This is a genomic window from Kitasatospora sp. MAP12-44 (assembly GCF_029892095.1).
Taxonomy (GTDB): domain Bacteria; phylum Actinomycetota; class Actinomycetes; order Streptomycetales; family Streptomycetaceae; genus Kitasatospora.
In genome coordinates this window covers 3616072-3632721 of sequence record NZ_JARZAE010000004.1, presented here as the reverse complement: position 1 = coordinate 3632721, position 16650 = coordinate 3616072, and the positions used below count along the sequence as shown (strand labels likewise).

Annotated in this window: 19 protein-coding genes and 1 pseudogene; 13 read left to right on the top strand and 7 right to left on the bottom strand. The window is 71.6% G+C overall.

The features are described 5' to 3' along the window. Nucleotides 1–147 precede the first annotated feature (147 nt). The 5 genes and pseudogenes from P3T34_RS16860 to hemB all read left to right on the top strand — a co-directional run bounded on the left by P3T34_RS16860 (nt 148) and on the right by hemB (nt 6030). Nucleotides 148–981: a redox-sensing transcriptional repressor Rex gene (locus tag P3T34_RS16860; protein WP_280666846.1), complete on the top strand. Its 834-nt coding sequence runs from the start codon at nt 148–150 to the stop codon at nt 979–981. After that, nucleotides 978–2324, top strand: a complete 1347-nt coding sequence (locus P3T34_RS16855) for a glutamyl-tRNA reductase (RefSeq protein WP_280666845.1) — start codon at nt 978–980, stop codon at nt 2322–2324. The genes P3T34_RS16860 and P3T34_RS16855 overlap by 4 nt, the downstream gene beginning before the upstream one ends. Nucleotides 2325–2398: 74 nt before the next feature. Beyond that, on the top strand, nt 2399–3373 hold the full coding sequence (hemC, locus tag P3T34_RS16850; protein WP_280666844.1) for a hydroxymethylbilane synthase: 975 nt from the start codon (nt 2399–2401) through the stop codon (nt 3371–3373). Continuing rightward, nucleotides 3373–5035, top strand: a pseudogene (locus tag P3T34_RS16845) (bifunctional uroporphyrinogen-III C-methyltransferase/uroporphyrinogen-III synthase). Before hemC ends, P3T34_RS16845 begins: the two are co-directional and overlap by 1 nt. Before the next feature lie 17 nt (nt 5036–5052). After that, a complete protein-coding gene (gene hemB, locus P3T34_RS16840) occupies nt 5053–6030 on the top strand; it encodes a porphobilinogen synthase (RefSeq protein WP_280666843.1) in 978 nt (325 codons plus the stop codon). Between the two features lie 56 nt (nt 6031–6086). On the opposite strand, the gene P3T34_RS16835 is transcribed toward hemB, so the two are convergent. The 3 genes from P3T34_RS16835 to P3T34_RS16825 form a co-directional block, all read right to left on the bottom strand. Next, nucleotides 6087–6362, bottom strand: a complete 276-nt coding sequence (locus tag P3T34_RS16835; protein ID WP_280666842.1) for a hypothetical protein — start codon at nt 6360–6362, stop codon at nt 6087–6089. Nucleotides 6363–6521: 159 nt separating this feature from the next. Further along, entirely contained in the window at nt 6522–6860 is a 339-nt protein-coding gene (locus tag P3T34_RS16830; RefSeq protein WP_280666841.1) for a rodlet layer protein, read from the bottom strand. A gap of 140 nt (nt 6861–7000) precedes the next feature. Continuing rightward, complete coding sequence (locus P3T34_RS16825) at nt 7001–7339, bottom strand: rodlet layer protein (protein ID WP_280666840.1); 339 nt, start codon at nt 7337–7339, stop codon at nt 7001–7003. A gap of 392 nt (nt 7340–7731) precedes the next feature. On the opposite strand from P3T34_RS16825, the gene P3T34_RS16820 reads away from it, so the two are divergent. Then, a complete protein-coding gene (locus P3T34_RS16820) occupies nt 7732–8397 on the top strand; it encodes a hypothetical protein (RefSeq protein ID WP_280666839.1) in 666 nt (221 codons plus the stop codon). Nucleotides 8398–8457: 60 nt separating this feature from the next. Here the strand turns inward: P3T34_RS16820 and P3T34_RS16815 are convergent, their stop codons facing one another. The 3 genes from P3T34_RS16815 to P3T34_RS16805 all read right to left on the bottom strand — a co-directional run bounded on the left by P3T34_RS16815 (nt 8458) and on the right by P3T34_RS16805 (nt 9525). After that, a complete protein-coding gene (locus P3T34_RS16815) occupies nt 8458–8811 on the bottom strand; it encodes a hypothetical protein (RefSeq protein ID WP_280666838.1) in 354 nt (117 codons plus the stop codon). A gap of 103 nt (nt 8812–8914) precedes the next feature. Continuing rightward, nucleotides 8915–9184 (bottom strand): chaplin, encoded by a 270-nt coding sequence (locus P3T34_RS16810; RefSeq protein WP_280666837.1) that lies wholly within the window; start codon nt 9182–9184, stop codon nt 8915–8917. A 98-nt stretch (nt 9185–9282) separates the two neighbouring features. Continuing rightward, nucleotides 9283–9525, bottom strand: coding sequence for a chaplin (locus tag P3T34_RS16805; RefSeq protein ID WP_280666836.1), 243 nt, complete (start codon nt 9523–9525; stop codon nt 9283–9285). Between the two features lie 364 nt (nt 9526–9889). On the opposite strand from P3T34_RS16805, the gene P3T34_RS16800 reads away from it, so the two are divergent. The 3 genes from P3T34_RS16800 to P3T34_RS16790 all read left to right on the top strand — a co-directional run bounded on the left by P3T34_RS16800 (nt 9890) and on the right by P3T34_RS16790 (nt 12291). Further along, nucleotides 9890–10129 (top strand): chaplin, encoded by a 240-nt coding sequence (locus P3T34_RS16800; protein WP_280666835.1) that lies wholly within the window; start codon nt 9890–9892, stop codon nt 10127–10129. A gap of 217 nt (nt 10130–10346) precedes the next feature. Next, nucleotides 10347–11981 carry an RICIN domain-containing protein gene (locus tag P3T34_RS16795; protein ID WP_280666834.1) on the top strand — a complete coding sequence of 545 codons (1635 nt, stop codon included), beginning with the start codon at nt 10347–10349 and terminating at the stop codon, nt 11979–11981. A 148-nt stretch (nt 11982–12129) separates the two neighbouring features. Next, on the top strand, nt 12130–12291 hold the full coding sequence (locus P3T34_RS16790) for a hypothetical protein (protein ID WP_280666833.1): 162 nt from the start codon (nt 12130–12132) through the stop codon (nt 12289–12291). A gap of 42 nt (nt 12292–12333) precedes the next feature. On the opposite strand, the gene P3T34_RS16785 is transcribed toward P3T34_RS16790, so the two are convergent. Next, entirely contained in the window at nt 12334–12882 is a 549-nt protein-coding gene (locus tag P3T34_RS16785; protein WP_280666832.1) for a hypothetical protein, read from the bottom strand. 216 nt (nt 12883–13098) lie between these two features. Here P3T34_RS16785 and hemL point away from each other — a divergent pair, with 216 nt between their 5' ends. The 4 genes from hemL (at nt 13099) to P3T34_RS16765 (ending at nt 16650) form a co-directional block, all read left to right on the top strand. Then, nucleotides 13099–14427 (top strand): glutamate-1-semialdehyde 2,1-aminomutase, encoded by a 1329-nt coding sequence (gene hemL, locus P3T34_RS16780; RefSeq protein ID WP_280666831.1) that lies wholly within the window; start codon nt 13099–13101, stop codon nt 14425–14427. Between the two features lie 46 nt (nt 14428–14473). Further along, nucleotides 14474–15124, top strand: coding sequence for a histidine phosphatase family protein (locus tag P3T34_RS16775; protein WP_280672164.1), 651 nt, complete (start codon nt 14474–14476; stop codon nt 15122–15124). 117 nt (nt 15125–15241) lie between these two features. Continuing rightward, entirely contained in the window at nt 15242–15877 is a 636-nt protein-coding gene (locus P3T34_RS16770) for a TlpA disulfide reductase family protein (RefSeq protein ID WP_280666830.1), read from the top strand. Further along, on the top strand, nt 15874–16650 hold the full coding sequence (locus P3T34_RS16765) for a cytochrome c biogenesis protein CcdA (RefSeq protein ID WP_280666829.1): 777 nt from the start codon (nt 15874–15876) through the stop codon (nt 16648–16650). The genes P3T34_RS16770 and P3T34_RS16765 overlap by 4 nt, the downstream gene beginning before the upstream one ends.

The window sequence follows — 16650 nt, the reverse complement described above, 5'->3', positions numbered from 1 at the left end:
GCGGGACAAATCGGACACCATCTTTGTGCACACGTTCACAAACGCATAGCCTGGCAGCCAAAGCCCAGCTTCACCCACAGGAGCACCGTGGCAATCGGCCGATCCACCCCGAAGTCCTCGCCCCCCAGCCCTGCCGACGGAGGCTCCATGCGCCGCACCCCTGTGGGACGTCAGACGCGCGCCCGCGGTATCCCCGAGGCGACTGTCGCCCGACTCCCGCTCTACCTGCGCGCGCTGACCGCGCTCTCCGAGCGCTCGGTGCCGACCGTCTCCTCCGAGGAGCTGGCCGCTGCGGCCGGGGTCAACTCCGCCAAGCTCCGCAAGGACTTCTCCTACCTGGGTTCCTACGGAACCCGGGGCGTGGGCTACGACGTCGAGTACCTCGTGTACCAGATCTCCCGTGAGCTGGGTCTCACCCAGGACTGGCCCGTGGTGATCGTTGGGATCGGCAACCTCGGCCACGCGCTGGCCAACTACGGCGGCTTCGCCTCCCGCGGTTTCCGGGTGGCGGCCCTGCTGGACGCCGACCCGGCCGTGGTCGGCAGCAGCGCGGCCGGCCTGCCCGTGGTCCACATGGACGAGCTGGAGGCCATCGTGGAGAGCCAGCACGTCTCCATCGGGGTCATCACCACCCCGCCGGGCGCCGCGCAGCAGGTCTGCGACCGGCTGGTCGAGGCGGGCGTCACCAGCATCCTGAACTTCGCGCCGACCGTGCTGACCGTTCCGGACGGCGTGGACGTGCGCAAGGTGGACCTCTCGATAGAGCTCCAGATCCTGGCCTTCCACGAGCAGCGCAAGGCCGGCGAGGAGCCCGACCAGGGCCGCACCGGCGAGGAGTCGGTGCTCGACCGCGCCCCCGGCCCGGTCCGCGCGGCCGCCGCCAAGCTGCGCAGGGCGGCCGGCGCCGCCAAGGACGCCAAGGACGCCAAGGCGGAGAAGACCGAGACCGACGCCGAGCGGCCCGCGGTGATGCCGGCATGAGCTTGCTCGTCGTGGGTCTCAGTCACCGCACCGCCCCCGTGGGCGTCCTGGAGCGCGCCGCGCTGACCGGGGACGTCCCCAACCGCCTGCTGCACGACGCGGCCGCCACGGCCACCGTCTCCGAGGCGGCCCTGCTCAACACCTGCAACCGGATCGAGCTCTACGCGGACGTGGACAAGTTCCACGCCGGCGTCGCCGAGCTCTCGCTGCTCCTCGCCCACCACAGCGGCGTGGACCTGGAGGAGCTGACCGCCCACCTCTACGTCCATTACGAGGACCGCGCCGTCCACCATCTCTTCTCGGTGGCCTGCGGTCTGGACTCGATGGTGGTCGGCGAGGGCCAGATCCTCGGCCAGCTGCGCGACGCGCTCGCCCGCGCCCAGGAGGAGCACACCGCGGGCCGCGGCCTGAACGAGCTCTTCCAGCAGGCCCTGCGGGTCGGCAAGCGCGCCCACAGCGAGACCGGGATCGACAAGGCCGGCCAGTCGCTGGTCACCTTCGGCCTGGACCAGATCGCCGTAGGCGCCGGCGCGATCGCCGGCAAGCGGGCCCTGGTGGTCGGCGCGGGCTCGATGAGCTCGCTGGCCGCCGCCACGCTCTCCCGGGCCGGGGTCAGCGACCTGCTGATCGCCAACCGCACCCCCGAGCGGGCCGAGCGGCTGGCCGCGAGCCTGGGCGCCCGGACGGTGGAGTTCGCCAAGGTCCCGCAGGCCCTGGCCGACGTGGACCTGGTGATCTCCTGCACCGGCTCGGCCGGCGCGGTGATCGCCGCTGCCGACGTCGCGGCGGCCGTCGCGGTCCGTACCGCGCCCGAGCCGCTGGCCTTCCTCGACCTGGCGATGCCGCGCGACGTGGACCACGCGGTCCACGAGCTGCCCGGTGCGCTGCTGGTCGACCTGGAGTCGCTCTCGCAGGCGCACGCCGCCACCCCCGGCGCGGGGGACGTGGACGCGGTCACCGGGATCGTCGCCGACGAGGTGGCCGCCTTCGGCGCCGCCCAGCGCGCCGCGCGGATCGCGCCCACCGTGGTCGCGCTGCGCGCGATGGCCTCCGAGGTGGTCGGCGCCGAGCTGGCCCGCCTCGACTCCCGACTGCCCACCCTGGACGAACGCTCGCGCGCCGAAATGGCGCAGACCGTCCGCAGGGTGGTCGACAAACTGCTGCACGCACCGACGGTGCGGGTCAAGCAGCTGGCCGCCGAACCGGGCGGTGCCTCCTACGCGGACGCGCTCCGCGAGCTCTTCGATCTCGACCCGGGCGCCGTGCAAGCGGTGTCCGGTACGCCGCTCGGGCCGCAGACGCAGCCCGCCAGCGGTAGTCTCGCGGGCGGAGCGGCCCGATGAACCACCATATCGACCACCAGCACGACCGGGATGATCACGTGATGAATGGTCAGCTGAGTACCCTACAGGGCCAGTTGGACGCCGAAACGATACCGCTGCGGCTGGGCACCCGCCGCAGCGCACTGGCGATGGCCCAGTCGGGCATGGTCGCCCGGGAGGTCACCCGGGTCACCGGTCGGCCTGTCGAGTTGGTGGAGATCACCACCTACGGCGACACCTCCCGCGAGCACCTCGCGCAGATAGGCGGCACCGGCGTCTTCGTCTCCGCCCTGCGCGACGCGCTCCTCGAGGGCCGGATCGACTTCGCCGTCCACTCGCTGAAGGACCTGCCCACCGCGGCCCCCGAGGGCCTGCTGCTGGCAGCCGTCCCCGAGCGCGAGGACGCCCGCGACGCCCTGGTCGCCCGCGAGGGCCTGAACCTGGCCGAACTGGTCGAGAAGTGCGCCGGCCGTCCGGCTCGGATCGGCACCGGCTCGCCGCGCCGGATGGCGCAGCTGAACGCCTGGGCCACCGCCAACGGCGCCTCGATCGAGACCGTCGCGATCCGCGGCAACGTCGACACCCGGATCGGCTTCGTGCACTCCGGCGAGCTGGACGCCGTCGTGCTCGCCACGGCCGGCCTCAACCGGCTCGGCCGCGGCGCCGAGGTCACCGAGCACCTCGACCCCGAGCTGATGCTCCCGGCCCCCGGCCAGGGCGCGCTCGCCCTCGAGTGCCGGGCCGACGCTGTGGAGCTGGCCGCCGCCCTCGGCGCGCTCGACCACGCACCCACGCGCGCCGCGGTCGTCGCGGAACGTGCCCTGCTGGCCGCGCTTGAGGCCGGCTGCTCCGCCCCCGTCGCCGCACTGGCGACCGTGAGCAGCAGATCCGAACTGCGGCTGGAGGGCGTCGTCGGCACGATCGACGGCGCCACCTTGCTGATGATGTCCACCACTGGCCCGCTTGTCCTGGACGAGACGGCCGAACGGCAGGCGGCGGCCCTCGGCCACGCGCTCGCCGCCCGGCTGCTCGACGGGGGAGCGGCCGGTCTGATGGGGGAGCGAGCCTGATGAGCCCCACCGCCACCGCCGATCGGTCCGGACGCTGCACCTTCCTGGGCGCGGGCCCGGGTGACCCCGGCCTGCTGACGCTGCGCGCGGTCGAGGTGCTGGCCTCGGCCGACATCCTGATCGCCGACCCGCTCACCGCCGCCGCCGTGCGCACCCACTGCCCCGAGGGCGTGCAGGTGCGGACCACGGCTGCCACGGACGCGGACGCCGCCGCCACCGACATCGGCGGGTGGGGCGACGCCGCCTCGCTCGCCAAGCTGGTCGCCGACGCCGTCACGGCCGGCAAGCACGTGGTGCGCACCGTCGACGGAGACCCGGGCCTGGACGGCCGGGCCGCCGAGGAGATGCTGCTCTGCGCCAAGGCCGGGCTCGCCTTCGAGGTGATCCCGGGCGTCGCCCAGTCGGTCGGCGTGCCTGCCTACGCCGGCGTCCCGCTGCGCGGCAGCAACGGCGCCGACGTGCGCTTCGTCGACGGCGCCGCGCTGGTCGCCGGCGCCCTGGTGGACCTCGGCGCGCCCGAGACCACGCTGGTGGTGCGCACCACGCTGGGCCAACTGCCGGCCACCGCCGCCGCGCTGGTCACGCACGGCCGCAAGCCCGACGCCGCGCTCTGCGCCACGCTCTCGGGCACCACCACCCGCCAGCGCACCTTCACCGCCACCCTGGCGACCATCGCGGCCGAGCTCAAGGTGGCGCGGGTGCTGCCCTCGCCGGTCTCGGCGCCGGTCGACCCGGCCACCTCCGTGATAGCCGTGGTCGGCGAGCAGGTCGCGCACCGCTCGTCGCACTCCTGGTTCGAGACCAAGCCGCTCTTCGGCTGGAACGTCCTGGTGCCGCGCACCAAGGAGCAGGCCACCAGGCCTCTCCGAGCAGCTGCGCTCCTACGGCGCGGTACCGCAGGAGGTGCCGACCATCGCGGTCGAGCCGCCGCGCACCCCGCAGCAGATGGAGCGGGCGATCAAGGGCCTGGTCACCGGCCGCTATGAGTGGATCGCCTTCACCTCGGTCAACGCGGTGCGCGCGGTCCGCGAGAAGTTCGAGGAGTACGGCCTGGACGCCCGGGCGTTCGCCGGGATCAAGGTCGCGGCGGTCGGCGAGACCACCGCGCAGGCGCTGGTCGACTTCGGCGTGAAGCCCGACCTGGTGCCGTCCGGCGAGCAGTCCGCGGCCGGCCTGCTGGAGGACTGGCCGCCGTACGACCCGGTCTTCGACCCGATCGACCGGGTGCTGCTGCCGCGCGCCGACATCGCCACCGAGACCCTGGTGGCCGGCCTGGTCGAACTCGGCTGGGAGGTGGACGACGTGACGGCCTACCGCACCGTGCGCGCCTCGCCCCCGCCGGCCGAGACCCGCGAGGCGATCAAGGGCGGCGGCTTCGACGCGGTGCTCTTCACCTCGTCCTCGACCGTGCGCAACCTGGTCGGCATCGCCGGCAAGCCGCACAACGTCACCATCATCGCCTGCATCGGTCCGGCCACCGCCAAGACCGCCGAGGAGCACGGCCTGCGGGTGGACGTGATGGCCCCCGCGCCGTCCGCCTCCGCACTGGCCCAGGCCCTGGCGGACTTCGGCGCCGGCCGCCGGGACGCCGCCACCTCGGCCGGCGAGCCGGTGTACCGCCCCAGCGAGCGCCGCCCCGGCTCCCGTCGTAAGGCGCGCTGACCTCCAGGAGGAGAGTCATGTCCGATTTCCCGTCCGTCCGTCCGCGCCGCCTGCGCACCACTCCGGCGGTGCGCCGGCTGGTCGCGGAGACCCGGCTGCACCCGGCCGAGCTGATCCTGCCCGCCTTCGTGCGGGAGGGGATCAGCGAGCCGGTCCCGGTCAGCTCGATGCCCGGCGTCGTCCAGCACACCCGTGACACCCTGCGCAAGGCGGCGGTGGAGGCGGCCGAGGCCGGCATCGGCGGCATCATGCTCTTCGGCGTGCCGCAGACCAAGGACGCCTCCGGTTCGGAGGGCACCAACCCGGACGGCATCCTGCAGCAGGCCATCCGCGACGTGGTCGCCGAGGTCGGCGACCAGCTGGTCGTGATGTCGGACCTGTGCCTGGACGAGTTCACCGACCACGGCCACTGCGGCGTGCTGGCGGCGGACGGCAGCGTGGACAACGACGCCACGCTGCTGCGCTACGCCGAGATGGCCGTGGTGCAGGCCGAGGCCGGGGTCCACATGGTCGGGCCCTCCGGGATGATGGACGGCCAGGTCGGCGTGGTCCGCCGGGCGCTGGACGCGGCCGGGCACCAGGACGTCGCGGTGCTGGCCTACACCGCCAAGTACGCCTCCGCCCTCTACGGTCCGTTCCGCGAGGCGGTGGCCTCCTCGCTCAAGGGCGACCGCAAGACCTACCAGCAGGACCTGGCCAACGCCCGCGAGGCGCTGCGCGAGCTGGAGCTCGACCTCGCCGAGGGGGCCGACCTGGTGATGGTCAAGCCGGCCATGCCCTGCCTGGACATCCTGCGCCAGGTCGCCGACCGCTCGCCGGTCCCGGTGGCGGCCTACCAGATCTCCGGTGAGTACTCGATGGTGGAGGCGGCCGCCGCCAACGGCTGGATCGAGCGGGAGCGGACCATCATGGAGTCGCTGACCTCGATCCGCCGGGCCGGCGCCGAGCAGATCCTCACCTACTGGGCGGTCGAGGCGGCCCGGCTGCTGCGCTGAGCCGGTATGAGGGAGGGGGTGTCGGCGCGCGCCGACACCCCCTCCCTCATACCCACTCAGCTGTGGTGGTGCCAGCCGTCGAGCTCGACCTCGCCGGCGCCCTCGCCGCCGGTGGCGGTGTCGGTGGCCCAGAGGCTGTGCTCGCCCATGGTGTGGACGTGGTGGGTGCCGGCCCAGCCCGCGCCGCCGCCGGCCACGAACACCGGGTGGGCCGAGACGACGCCGCCGCCGGAGCCGCCGACGGAGACGTGGGCGTAGGCCGGTGCGGCGACACCGGCGATCATCAGTGCGCCGGCCGCGACGGCCGCGGCCCGGCCCAGGATCCTCTGCATGAGGTCGGTCCTCTCTCTGATTTCTCTGACAAGGCGTCCGGGGGGTATGGACGCGATCGGGGCCGGGGAGAGGTCCTCCCCGGCCCCGCTGTACTGCTCCGTTGAGTCAGGTACCGCTCTGGAGGGTCAGGTGCTGCCGGTTGCCCCGAAGGAGCTGGATCAGCCGATCAGGTGCGACAGCGCGCCGTCACCGTTGGACTGGGTGGCCTGGCCCACGTTGCAGGTCTGGTGCAGCTGCTGGTTGAGGACCGGCACGTCGACCTGGATCGGGATGAGGCCGACCTGGACGTGGTGGACCTCGGGCAGGCAGATGTTGGCGTTGTCCAGGGTGTGGTAGTTCGGGCTGTGGTCGCCCGCGGTGCCGGTGGTGTTGGTGCCACCGTTGCCCTGGACGGAGGCGGCCGAGCCGTCCGCGTCACCGATGGCGAGGGAGGGGGCGGCGGACATGGCGACGGCGGCAGCGGCCAGGCCGGCGACGGCGAAAACCTTCTTCAGCATGGGGAGCTCTCTTTCGAGGTAGCGCGGTGAGGGGGCGGGGTGGTGCGGGACACCGCTGGCTGCGGTGGTGGAACGGGAAGCCGGGGCCCGGCCGAGGGGCTGGGGGAGCGGCCGCGTCCGGGCCCGGAACTGAGGGAAGGTCAGCCGATCAGGTGCGAGGCGATGCCGTCACCGTTGGACTGGGTGGCCTGGCCCACGTTGCAGGTCTGGTGCAGCTGCTGGTCGCCGACCGGGATGTCCGCCTGGATCGGGATGAGGCCGACCTGGACGTGGTGGATCTCCGGCAGGCAGATGTTCGGGTTGTCCAGGAAGTGGAAGTTCGGGCTGTGGTCGCCCCAGGTGCCGGTGGTGTTGGTGCCACCGTTGCCCTGCATGGAGCCGGCCGAGCCGTCCGCGTTGCCGATCGCCATGGCGGGGGCGGCACCGGCGGCAAGCGCGGCGGCCACCAGGCCGACGGAGGCGAGGGTCTTCTTGATCATGGTGATTCCTCTCTGGATTACTTCGTCTGCTGCTCGTCTGCTGCGTCTCGGAGCATGGCGCTGAATAGATCTGGTCTGTGGTCACTGCGGACTTCGCGGCGTATTCAGGAATGCGATCACGTCCGACAGTTACTCGGGCTGCCGGCTGATCGGCTGTCCGATCCGGCCGTCGTCGTGCGGTGACATCGATATCAAAGAATGGCGGGCCGGAAAGTTACGCGAGGCTCGGCGAGAAAGTTTTCCCGGTCTCCGGACACTCGGCGTGTCGATCTGACTATTGATCCGTTCGAGGTAAGGTCCGCCCACTCCGGGGGCTCCGGATCGTTGAGGCAGATTGGCCTCGGCTGTATTCATCAGCGAGGCGCTGTCCGGAAGCTCTCAAGAGATCGGGTATGAACACGATGAAGTTCTCCAAGCGGACCGGTGCGCTGCTGCTCGCCGTCGGTGCCTCGGCGATCGCCGGCCAGGGTGTGGCGGCGGCCGCGGGGCCGCTCTCCCCGAGCAAGGTGCAGGAGCTCGAAAACGGCCTGGCCACCAAGTCGGTGCCGTTCCGGGTGCCGCTGGAGACGGTGAGCCAGGCGGCGCCGCTGCTCCCGCTGGGCGGCGACATCCGGGGCGCGGTGCCCGCCTCCCCGGTGCTGCCCCCGGTGCCGGCCACGCAGGACCGCCACCAGCTGATGCCGGACCGGGTGGTGCCCGCGCTGAACTTCAGCAAGGTCGGCCCCAGCCTGGAGACCGCGCTCCCGCTGCCGGCCGTGGCGGACGGCGTGCGCCCGGGCGACTTCTCGCTGGACGCGCCGGCCGCGCCGCTCAAGGCCGTCGGCCCGGCGGTGGGCCTGGGCCAGCCGGTGCTCTTCAACGAGGGACCGGACGGGCAGCTGCACGACGGCTCGCTCTCGGCCGGTGACCTGGACCCCCACTTCATCCCGGCCGCGGTCTCCGCGGTCCCCGGTGCCAAGGCGTCGCTGGGCGGTTCGGACCGTCACCTGTCGCTCACCGACGCGGTGGGCGACCTGCTGACCACCACCGACGCCGCGGCGGCCGAGTCCGCGGGCTGAGCAGTCCGCAGGTCCGCGCAAGGGGCCCGGTGCGTGGACGCGCACCGGGCCTCGACGCGCTCAGCCCGGCAGGGCGGAGAGCAGCAGCTTGGCGCCGGGGATGTCCTTGGCGCCGCCGCCGTTGCTCAGCCCGCTGGTCAGGCCGGTGGAACTGAGCGGCTTCATCCCGTTGTCCGGCTTCACGGCGACGACGTTGCTCAGCGGGTCGGCCCCGGACTGCGCGAACGGGTCGAGCCGCAGGTCCTTGGCCGGGGCGATCACGTACGGGAGCGCGCCCAGCGCCGGTCCGACCTGGGTCGGCTGGAGCTTGCCGCTCGGCGCGGGCTCGGCGGCCGCCGCCGAGCCGGCCTGACCGAGCAGCAGCACTGCTCCCAGCGCGGCCAGCAGACCGCTCGCGGTGGTCTTGGCGTTCAACGCGGGTTCCTTTCGCAGAGGCTTCGGTAGCGAACTTCGCGGAGACGGAACCGCCCCCCGGACAGGGGAGTCCGAGGGGCGGTGCGCACGAGACGTCCGCTGGTCAGCAGTCGTCGTCGTCGTGGTGCATGGCCTCGGCGTTGACGCAGGTGTTGCCGAACGCGGGGTTGAGCAGGCCGATCACGTCGACCGAGTTGCCGCAGAGGTTGACCGGGATGTGGATCGGGACCTGGGCGTTGTTGCCGGAGAGCACGCCGGGGGAGTTGGCGGCGACGCCCTCCGCACCCGCGCTGGCGGCGGCCGCGCCGGCCCCGCCGAGGATCAGGCCGACGGCTGCCGTCGACAGGATCGCGAGCTTCTTGGTCTTCTGCATGGGAGTCTCCTTGTGGATCATCACGAGGTGGGACGCCGCGCGCTCGGGGCGAACCGGGCGCGCGGCAGGCTGTCGCGAGGCGACGAACCGGGCTGCTGTCAGCCGTTGTTCACGCAGGTGTTGCCGAACGCCGGGTTCAGCACGCTGATGACGCCGATGCTGTTGCCGCAGAGGTTGACCGGAATGTGCACCGGGACCTGGATCAGGTTGCCGGAGAGCACGCCCGGCGAGCCGGCCGCGACGCCCTCCGCACCCGCGCTGGCGGCGGCCGCGCCCGCGCCGCCGAGGACCAGGCCGGCCGCGGCGACGGAGAGGACGAGGGACTTCGAGAACTTGCGCATGAGAGTTAATCCTCCGTTGATTTCCAGGGACGGTATTTCCCGGGCACCGGGCGAAACCGGAATGGCAGCCGAAAGGTTTCGGGTGGCCCCCGGCTGTCACTCCGGCGGCGGATGCCGAAGCCCGGCATTCGTGAACCCGGCCCGGATACCGGCGGGCGTGTTGCGTGCGTGCGTGTGCGGGATGAATCAGCTTCCGGAAGGAAGAACGACCGACGGCGCGGTGGGAAACGGGTGGCGGCGCAGCGGGCGGCCGCTGTCTGCGGATACGTCTGAACGGGTGACGGTGGCCGCCAGGGCGCAACCTCGGAGCGCGCGCATCGTTGACGATCATGCACGCATCGTGCTCAGTAACAAGGAGACTCAAATGAGCGTCAAGAAGGCTGCCGCTGTCGGCGCCGCTGTGGTCGGCATCGTTGCCGCGGGTGCCGGGTCCGCCCTCGCCAGCTCCGGTGCCGAGGGCGCCGCTGTCGGCTCGCCGGGCGTGCTGTCCGGCAACCAGCTCCAGGTGCCGGTGCACATTCCGGTCAACCTCTGCGGTAACAGCGTCGATGTGATCGGCCTGCTGAACCCGGCGTTCGGCAACACCTGCGTGAACCAGGGCTGATTCGCCCGCAGCGAGCCGCCGTCCGTTGCCTCTCCTCCTGAGGCGACGGACGGCGGCTCTGTGCTGTCCACCCAGGTCCACCCAGGTCCACCCACATTCGAGGAGAACCTGAGGATCCCTCAAGTTTCCTTGTCCCGCGTCTTGTTGTGTTACTTGTCAGTACCTACGATGTGACTCCGCTCACAGTGGAACTCCGCCCCCCACCTAGGAGTCATACGTGATCAGGAAACGTCACTCAGCTCCCCCCACCGCCCTGCTGGCCGTAGCCGCTCTGGTCGCCGCGCTCGGTCTGGCCACCGGCGCCCCACCGGCTCACGCGGCCACCCGAGCCGATCTGCCCAGCGCCATCGTCTCGATGGGAGACAGCGCGATCTCCGGCGAGGGCGCCGGAACCGACACCAGCGACGGCTACTTCCCCGGCACGGACGGCCCGTCGAACTACTGCCACCGGCACCCGCAGTCCGAGATCTTCGACACCGGCCTGACCGGCGTCACGCCCGTGGACCTCGCCTGCTCCGGCGCGCAGACCGGCGACCTGACCAGCGACCCGACCCTGGCGAAGATCACCGGTGGCGGCAGCGGTGACTACGGCGAGCCCAAGCAGGACGTCCAACTCGCCCAGACCGCAGCCAAGTACAACGTCAAGATGGTCGTCGTCACGATCGGCGCCAACGACAACTTCGACTTCAGCGGGATCATGGAGAGCTGCCTGGCGCAGTACTTCCCGATCCCCAAGTCGCAGGGCTGCCGGGACACCATCGGCAGCGCCACCATCCTCCAGCGCGCGCAGGCCGTCATCCCCAAGGTGGTCGCTGCGATCACCGACGTCCGCCAGACCATGCGCAACGCCGGCTACCCGGACGGCTCCTACCAGCTGGTCTACCAGTCCTACTTCACCCCGATCACCCCGGACATCCGCAGCAACGACTACGCGACCAAGATCAACCAGGGCTGCCCGGCCTACCCCGAGGACCTGGCCTGGGGCCACAACTGGGTGGTGCCGACCTTTGACGACGCGCTGCGCCAGGCCGCCGAACAGGTGCCCGGCGTACGGTTCCTGGACGAGCGCCGGGTCAGCTACGGCCACGAGGTCTGCGCGGAGTGGACCAGCTCGCCGTACGAGTACACCAACGGCGACGTCATCGACCTCTCCGAGAACACCCGCAACGGCTGCGACTACTCGATCGGCATCCTCTCGCTCTGCGAGAACGAGATCCGGCAGTCCTACCACCTGCGGGTGGCCGGCTACCAGGGCGAGGGCTCCTGCCTCGGCGCCTTCTACAACGGCGCCGCGCAGCAGGAGGCGTACTGCACCCTCGACCAGGCCGACGGCACCGCGCTGATGCCGCTGACACCAGGTCAGCCGTTCAACGACACGCCCGAGGACGGCGCCTGGTACCAGCTCACCAACGCCTCCAACGGCAAGGTGCTCGACCTCTCGGGCGGCGGCACCTACGGCGACAGCACCAATGGGCGGACCGCGATCAGCTATCCGGCCACCGGCGGGCTCAACCAGTCCTTCGTGCTGGAGGCCAAGACCGGCGGCAGCTACGAGATGGACTTCAGCGGCAACCGGAACATGTGCCTGGACGCCACCGGCGGCTCCACCGCGCCCGGCACGGTACTGGAGCAGTGGGCCTGCAACGGCGGCGGCAACCAGCACTGGGTGATCGAGCCCGCGGGCAACGGCCAGTACAAGCTCGCCGACTCGCAGGACACCTCGAAGGTCGCCACCGTCAGCGCCTCGGTCGACGGCCAGGGCAACCCGATCGTCCAACTCGCCGCCGACACCGGCGCGTCGAGCCAGCTCTGGCAGCTCACCAAGCTCGGCATCGTCTACCTGCACGGCTGACGATCCCCGCTCGGCCGGTGGGGTGGGAGGTCGGTCCGGCCGACTTCCCACCCCACCGTCGATTCACCCTCGGTGACGCTCCGACGTGCGGCCCGGCCAGAGCCCTGAGACCGTCGTTGGTGAGGCCCCCTCACCCAGGAGAGAGACCATGACGAAGACCAAGAACAAGACCAAGAGCCACGACGCCAAGAAGAGCCCGCAGGTCAAGGGCGCGCCGATGGAGGCGCCGCCGGCCGAGGACAAGATGACCGAGGGCAGCACGACGGAGTTCGCCCGCAAGGGCAAGCAGAAGCGCTTCGGCCACAACTGACCGCCCAGCCAGGCGCGCACCCGACCGGGGTGCGCGCCTGACTCATGGCCAGACCAGGCAGTACAGCTGGTGCCCCGCGTCGTGCAGCCGGTTGGCGAAGTCCTGCCACTCGTGCAGCATCGAGTAGATGACGAACGCGTCGCGCGGGCCGCGGCGGTCGGGGACGGTGGACCAGATGAAGGCGGCGGCGCCGAGTTCGGTCTCGTCGGCCTTGCGCAGGGGCTCCACCACGGTGTGCGGGAGCTGGACGACCGCGTAGTCGGGGTGCAGCACGACGAGTTCCAGCGGCGGGACCTGGTGCAGCGGGACGCCCTGGATGCCGGTGAGGACCATCGCGCTCATGGTCTCCGGCTTGATCTTGGTGGAGAGGTGCCCGTTGGGCGAGCCGCTGGTCTCCATCAGATCGCCGAGCCGGCCGAGCGAGCCGAGTTCGCCGGCGTCCAGACCCAGGCCGCCGGGGCCGAGTGCGGTGGGGACTCTCGCGGCGGTGGCGCGGTCGGGTGCGCCGAAGTACTTGTAGGTCACCCCCACCCGTCCTCCACCCCGCCTTCCCGCCGTGGCCTTCTCGAAGCCGTCGTGCGCCTCGGACACTCGGACCATCCTCACCGGAATTCGCCGGAACCGACAGACCTCCGGGACCCCCGGTGTCCCTCCGGCGGCCTCGTGCACGGCGAACCGTGCTCACCCCAGTGTGCGGGACGAGGGGACAGTGGCCGCACACGGATCATCGTTCCAGATGATCGGCTCCGACATGCAGAGGTAAAGGACACGATTTGAGACCGGACCGGTTTGAGAGGATGTGGTCTCGTGAGCTACCCCTATGAAGCACCTCAGTCCCAGCTGCTCTTCGACCGCGCCTCGATCGTGACCCCCGGCGGGGTGAACTCCCCGGTGCGCGCCTTCCGCGCGGTGGGCGGCACGCCGCGCTTCATGGTGTCCGGCAACGGGCCCTACCTGACCGACGCCGACGGTCGCGAGTACGTCGACCTGGTCTGCTCGTGGGGGCCGATGATCCTCGGCCACGCCAACCCGGCCGTGATCGAGGCCGTCCAGCAGGCTGTGACGCGCGGCACGTCCTTCGGCACGCCCGGGCAGGGCGAGGTCGAGCTGGCCGAGGAGATCGTCTCCCGGGTGGCCCCGGTGGAGCAGGTCCGGCTGGTCTCCTCCGGCACCGAGGCGACCATGTCGGCGATCCGGCTGGCCCGCGGCTTCACCGGCCGGGCGAAGATCGTCAAGTTCGCCGGCTGCTACCACGGCCACGTGGACGCGCTGCTGGCCGCTGCCGGCTCGGGGGTGGCCACCTTCGGGCTGCCCGACACGCCCGGGGTGACCGGAGCCCAGGCCGGCGACACCATCGTGCTGCCGTACAACGACCTGGCCGCCGTCGAGCAGGCCTTCGCCGCGCACGCCGGGCAGATCGCCTGCGTGATCACCGAGGCCTCGCCCGGCAACATGGGCGTCGTCCCGCCGGCCGCCGGCTTCAACGCGGGCCTGGCCCGGCTCTGCCGCGAGAACGGCGCGCTCTTCATCTCCGACGAGGTGATGACCGGCTTCCGCGTCTCCAAGGCCGGCTGGTACGGCCTGGAGGCCGCCCACGAGGGCTGGGCCCCGGACCTGCTGACCTTCGGCAAGGTGATGGGCGGCGGATTCCCGGCCGCGGCCTTCGGCGGTCGCGCCGACGTGATGGCCTACCTGGCGCCGGCCGGCCCGGTCTACCAGGCGGGCACCCTGTCCGGTAACCCGATCGCCACCGCGGCGGGCCTGGCCCAGCTGCGCGGCTGCACCGACGAGGTGTACGCCACCGTCGACCGGGTCGCCGACACCATCTCCGGCCTGGTCACCGACGCGCTGACGAAGGAGGGCGTGACGCACCGGCTGCAGAAGGCGGGCAACATGTTCTCGGTCTTCTTCACCGACGAGCCGGTCACCGACTACGACTCGGCGAAGCGTCAGCAGGCCTACCGCTTCACGGACTTCTTCCACAGCCTGCTCGCCGACGGCGTCTACCTGCCGCCGTCCGCCTTCGAGTCCTGGTTCGTCTCGGCGTCCCACGACGAGCGGGCGATCGAGAAGATCGCCGCCGCCCTGCCCGCCGCGGCCCGTGCCGCGGCCGCGGCCCAGCCCGCCCAGAACTGAGAGAAGCAGATACGTGAGCGCCAAAGAGATCACCGTGGTGCACCTCATGCGGCACGGCGAGGTGCACAACCCTGAGGGCGTGCTCTACGGCCGGCTGCCGGACTACCACCTGTCCGAGCTCGGACGGCAGATGGCCGACCGGGTCGCCGAGCACCTGGCCGACCACGACATCACGTACGTGGTCGCCTCCCCGCTGGAGCGCGCGCAGGAGACCGCCGCGCCGATCGGGTCCGCGCACGGTCTGGAGGTCGCCAGTGACGACCGGCTGATCGAGGCGGAGAACATCTTCCAGGGCAAGACCTTCGGCGTCGGCGACGGCTCGCTGCGCAACCCGCGCTACTGGCAGCACCTGGTCAACCCGTTCCGTCCGTCCTGGGGCGAGCCGTACATCGAGCAGGCGGTGCGGATGATGGGCGCGCTGGCCGCCGCCCGGGACGCCGCGCGCGGGCACGAGGCGGTCTGCGTGAGCCACCAGCTGCCGATCTGGACGGCCCGTTCGTTCGCCGAGAAGCGCCGGCTGTGGCACGACCCGCGCCGCCGGCAGTGCTCGCTCGCCTCGTTGACCAGCTTCACCTACGAGGGGGACAAGCTGGTGTCGGTCGGCTACCGCGAGCCGGCCCGCGACCTGCTGCCGGCTCACCTGACCGGCAAGGGTTCCAAGGGCGACGTGCCGGTGGCCAAGAGCTTCGGGGCCTGACCGGCCGCAGCACCCGCGGGATCTGATCCCGTCTTTACACCCGCAGCTCAGGGAGGGTCCGGACCGCAAGGGCGGACCCCCCTAAAGCGTCCCAAAGTCCCATGCGAAACTTTTCACATGTCTGGTACGTCGCACCCCCGGCCCTCGGCCGGGCGGACCCCCACCCGCCTGCGTCTTGCCGCGGCTCTGGTCGCCACCGCCGCCGCCCTCACGCTCGCCGGCTGCAGCTCGTCGGGCTCCTCGGGCGGCGGTGACGCGCAGGCCGGCTTCGTGATCGGCAGCGGCGGTATCGACACCGCGCCCGTCGCCGACCGCCAACCGGCCCCCGCCATCTCGGGCAAGACCCTGGAGGGCGCCAACGCCGCCCTCTCCGACTACCGCGGCAAGATCGTCGTCCTCAACATCTGGGGCTCCTGGTGCTCGCCCTGCCGGGCCGAGGCCAAGGGCCTCGAGCAGGTCTACCAGCAGTTCCAGGGCCAGGGTGTGCAGTTCCTCGGCATCAACACCCGGGACACCAGCATCACCAACGCCAAGCAGTTCGAGGACGTGAGCGGGATCACCTACCCGAGCCTGTACGACCCGGACGGCACCCAGATCCTCAAGTTCCCCAAGGGCAGCCTGAATCCGCAGTCCATCCCGACCACCATCGTGATCGACCGCCAGGGCCGGCTCGCCGCGCGGGCGATGAAGGCGCTCTCCGCCGACGACCTGACCGCGATGCTCACGCCGATCCTGGCGGAGCCGAAGTCGTGAGTGCGGCCCTGCTCGCCATCGGGGAGACCAACGGCACGGTGCTGAACGGCGCCCTGCTGCTGGCCGTGCCGGTGGCGCTGGCCGCCGGGCTGGTCTCGTTCTTCTCGCCCTGCGTGCTGCCGCTGGTCCCGGGCTACCTCTCGTACATCACCGGTTTCTCGGCCGCCGACCTCGCCGACGCGCGCGGGGCCAGGCGCGGCCGGATGCTGGCGGGCTCGCTGCTCTTCGTGCTCGGCTTCACCGCCGTCTTCGTCTCCGGCGGCGCGCTGTTCGGCTTCTTCGGCCAGACCCTGCTGACCTACCGCCACACCATCTCGCTGGTGACCGGCGTGCTGACCATCCTGATGGGGCTCTCCTTCATGGGGCTGCTCCCGGGATTCACCATGCGCGAGGTGCGCTCGCACCGCCGCCCGGTGGTCGGGCTGCTCGGCGCGCCGATGCTCGGCGTGGTCTTCGGGGTCGGCTGGACCCCGTGCATCGGCCCGACCCTGGCCTCGCTCAACGCGCTGGCCATCCACCAGGCCAGCGCCGGGCGCGCCGCGTTGCTGATGGCCGTCTACTGCCTGGGCCTCGGCGTACCGTTCGTCGTGGCGGCGCTGGCCTTCCGCCGCGCTCTCGGGGCGTTCAGCTGGATCAAGCGGCACTACCAGTGGGTGATGCGGATCGGCGGCGGCATGCTGGTCGCGGTCGGCCTGCTGCTTGTGACCGGCGCCTGGGACCAGCTGGTGAACCAGCTCCAGTACCTCTTCCCCGCCGATTCGATCGGAATCTGA

Excerpts from the sequence above, each read along its gene's own strand:
- P3T34_RS16860 (WP_280666846.1), top strand. The coding sequence starts at position 148 with ATGCGCCGCACCCCTGTGGGACGTCAGACGCGCGCCCGCGGTATCCCC.
- P3T34_RS16855 (WP_280666845.1), top strand. The coding sequence starts at position 978 with ATGAGCTTGCTCGTCGTGGGTCTCAGTCACCGCACCGCCCCCGTGGGC.
- hemB (WP_280666843.1), top strand. The coding sequence starts at position 5,053 with ATGTCCGATTTCCCGTCCGTCCGTCCGCGCCGCCTGCGCACCACTCCG.
- P3T34_RS16835 (WP_280666842.1), bottom strand. The coding sequence starts at position 6,362 with ATGCAGAGGATCCTGGGCCGGGCCGCGGCCGTCGCGGCCGGCGCACTG.
- P3T34_RS16830 (WP_280666841.1), bottom strand. The coding sequence starts at position 6,860 with ATGCTGAAGAAGGTTTTCGCCGTCGCCGGCCTGGCCGCTGCCGCCGTC.
- P3T34_RS16825 (WP_280666840.1), bottom strand. The coding sequence starts at position 7,339 with ATGATCAAGAAGACCCTCGCCTCCGTCGGCCTGGTGGCCGCCGCGCTT.
- P3T34_RS16820 (WP_280666839.1), top strand. The coding sequence starts at position 7,732 with ATGAACACGATGAAGTTCTCCAAGCGGACCGGTGCGCTGCTGCTCGCC.
- P3T34_RS16810 (WP_280666837.1), bottom strand. The coding sequence starts at position 9,184 with ATGCAGAAGACCAAGAAGCTCGCGATCCTGTCGACGGCAGCCGTCGGC.
- P3T34_RS16805 (WP_280666836.1), bottom strand. The coding sequence starts at position 9,525 with ATGCGCAAGTTCTCGAAGTCCCTCGTCCTCTCCGTCGCCGCGGCCGGC.
- P3T34_RS16800 (WP_280666835.1), top strand. The coding sequence starts at position 9,890 with ATGAGCGTCAAGAAGGCTGCCGCTGTCGGCGCCGCTGTGGTCGGCATC.
- P3T34_RS16790 (WP_280666833.1), top strand. The coding sequence starts at position 12,130 with ATGACGAAGACCAAGAACAAGACCAAGAGCCACGACGCCAAGAAGAGC.
- P3T34_RS16775 (WP_280672164.1), top strand. The coding sequence starts at position 14,474 with ATGCGGCACGGCGAGGTGCACAACCCTGAGGGCGTGCTCTACGGCCGG.
- P3T34_RS16770 (WP_280666830.1), top strand. The coding sequence starts at position 15,242 with ATGTCTGGTACGTCGCACCCCCGGCCCTCGGCCGGGCGGACCCCCACC.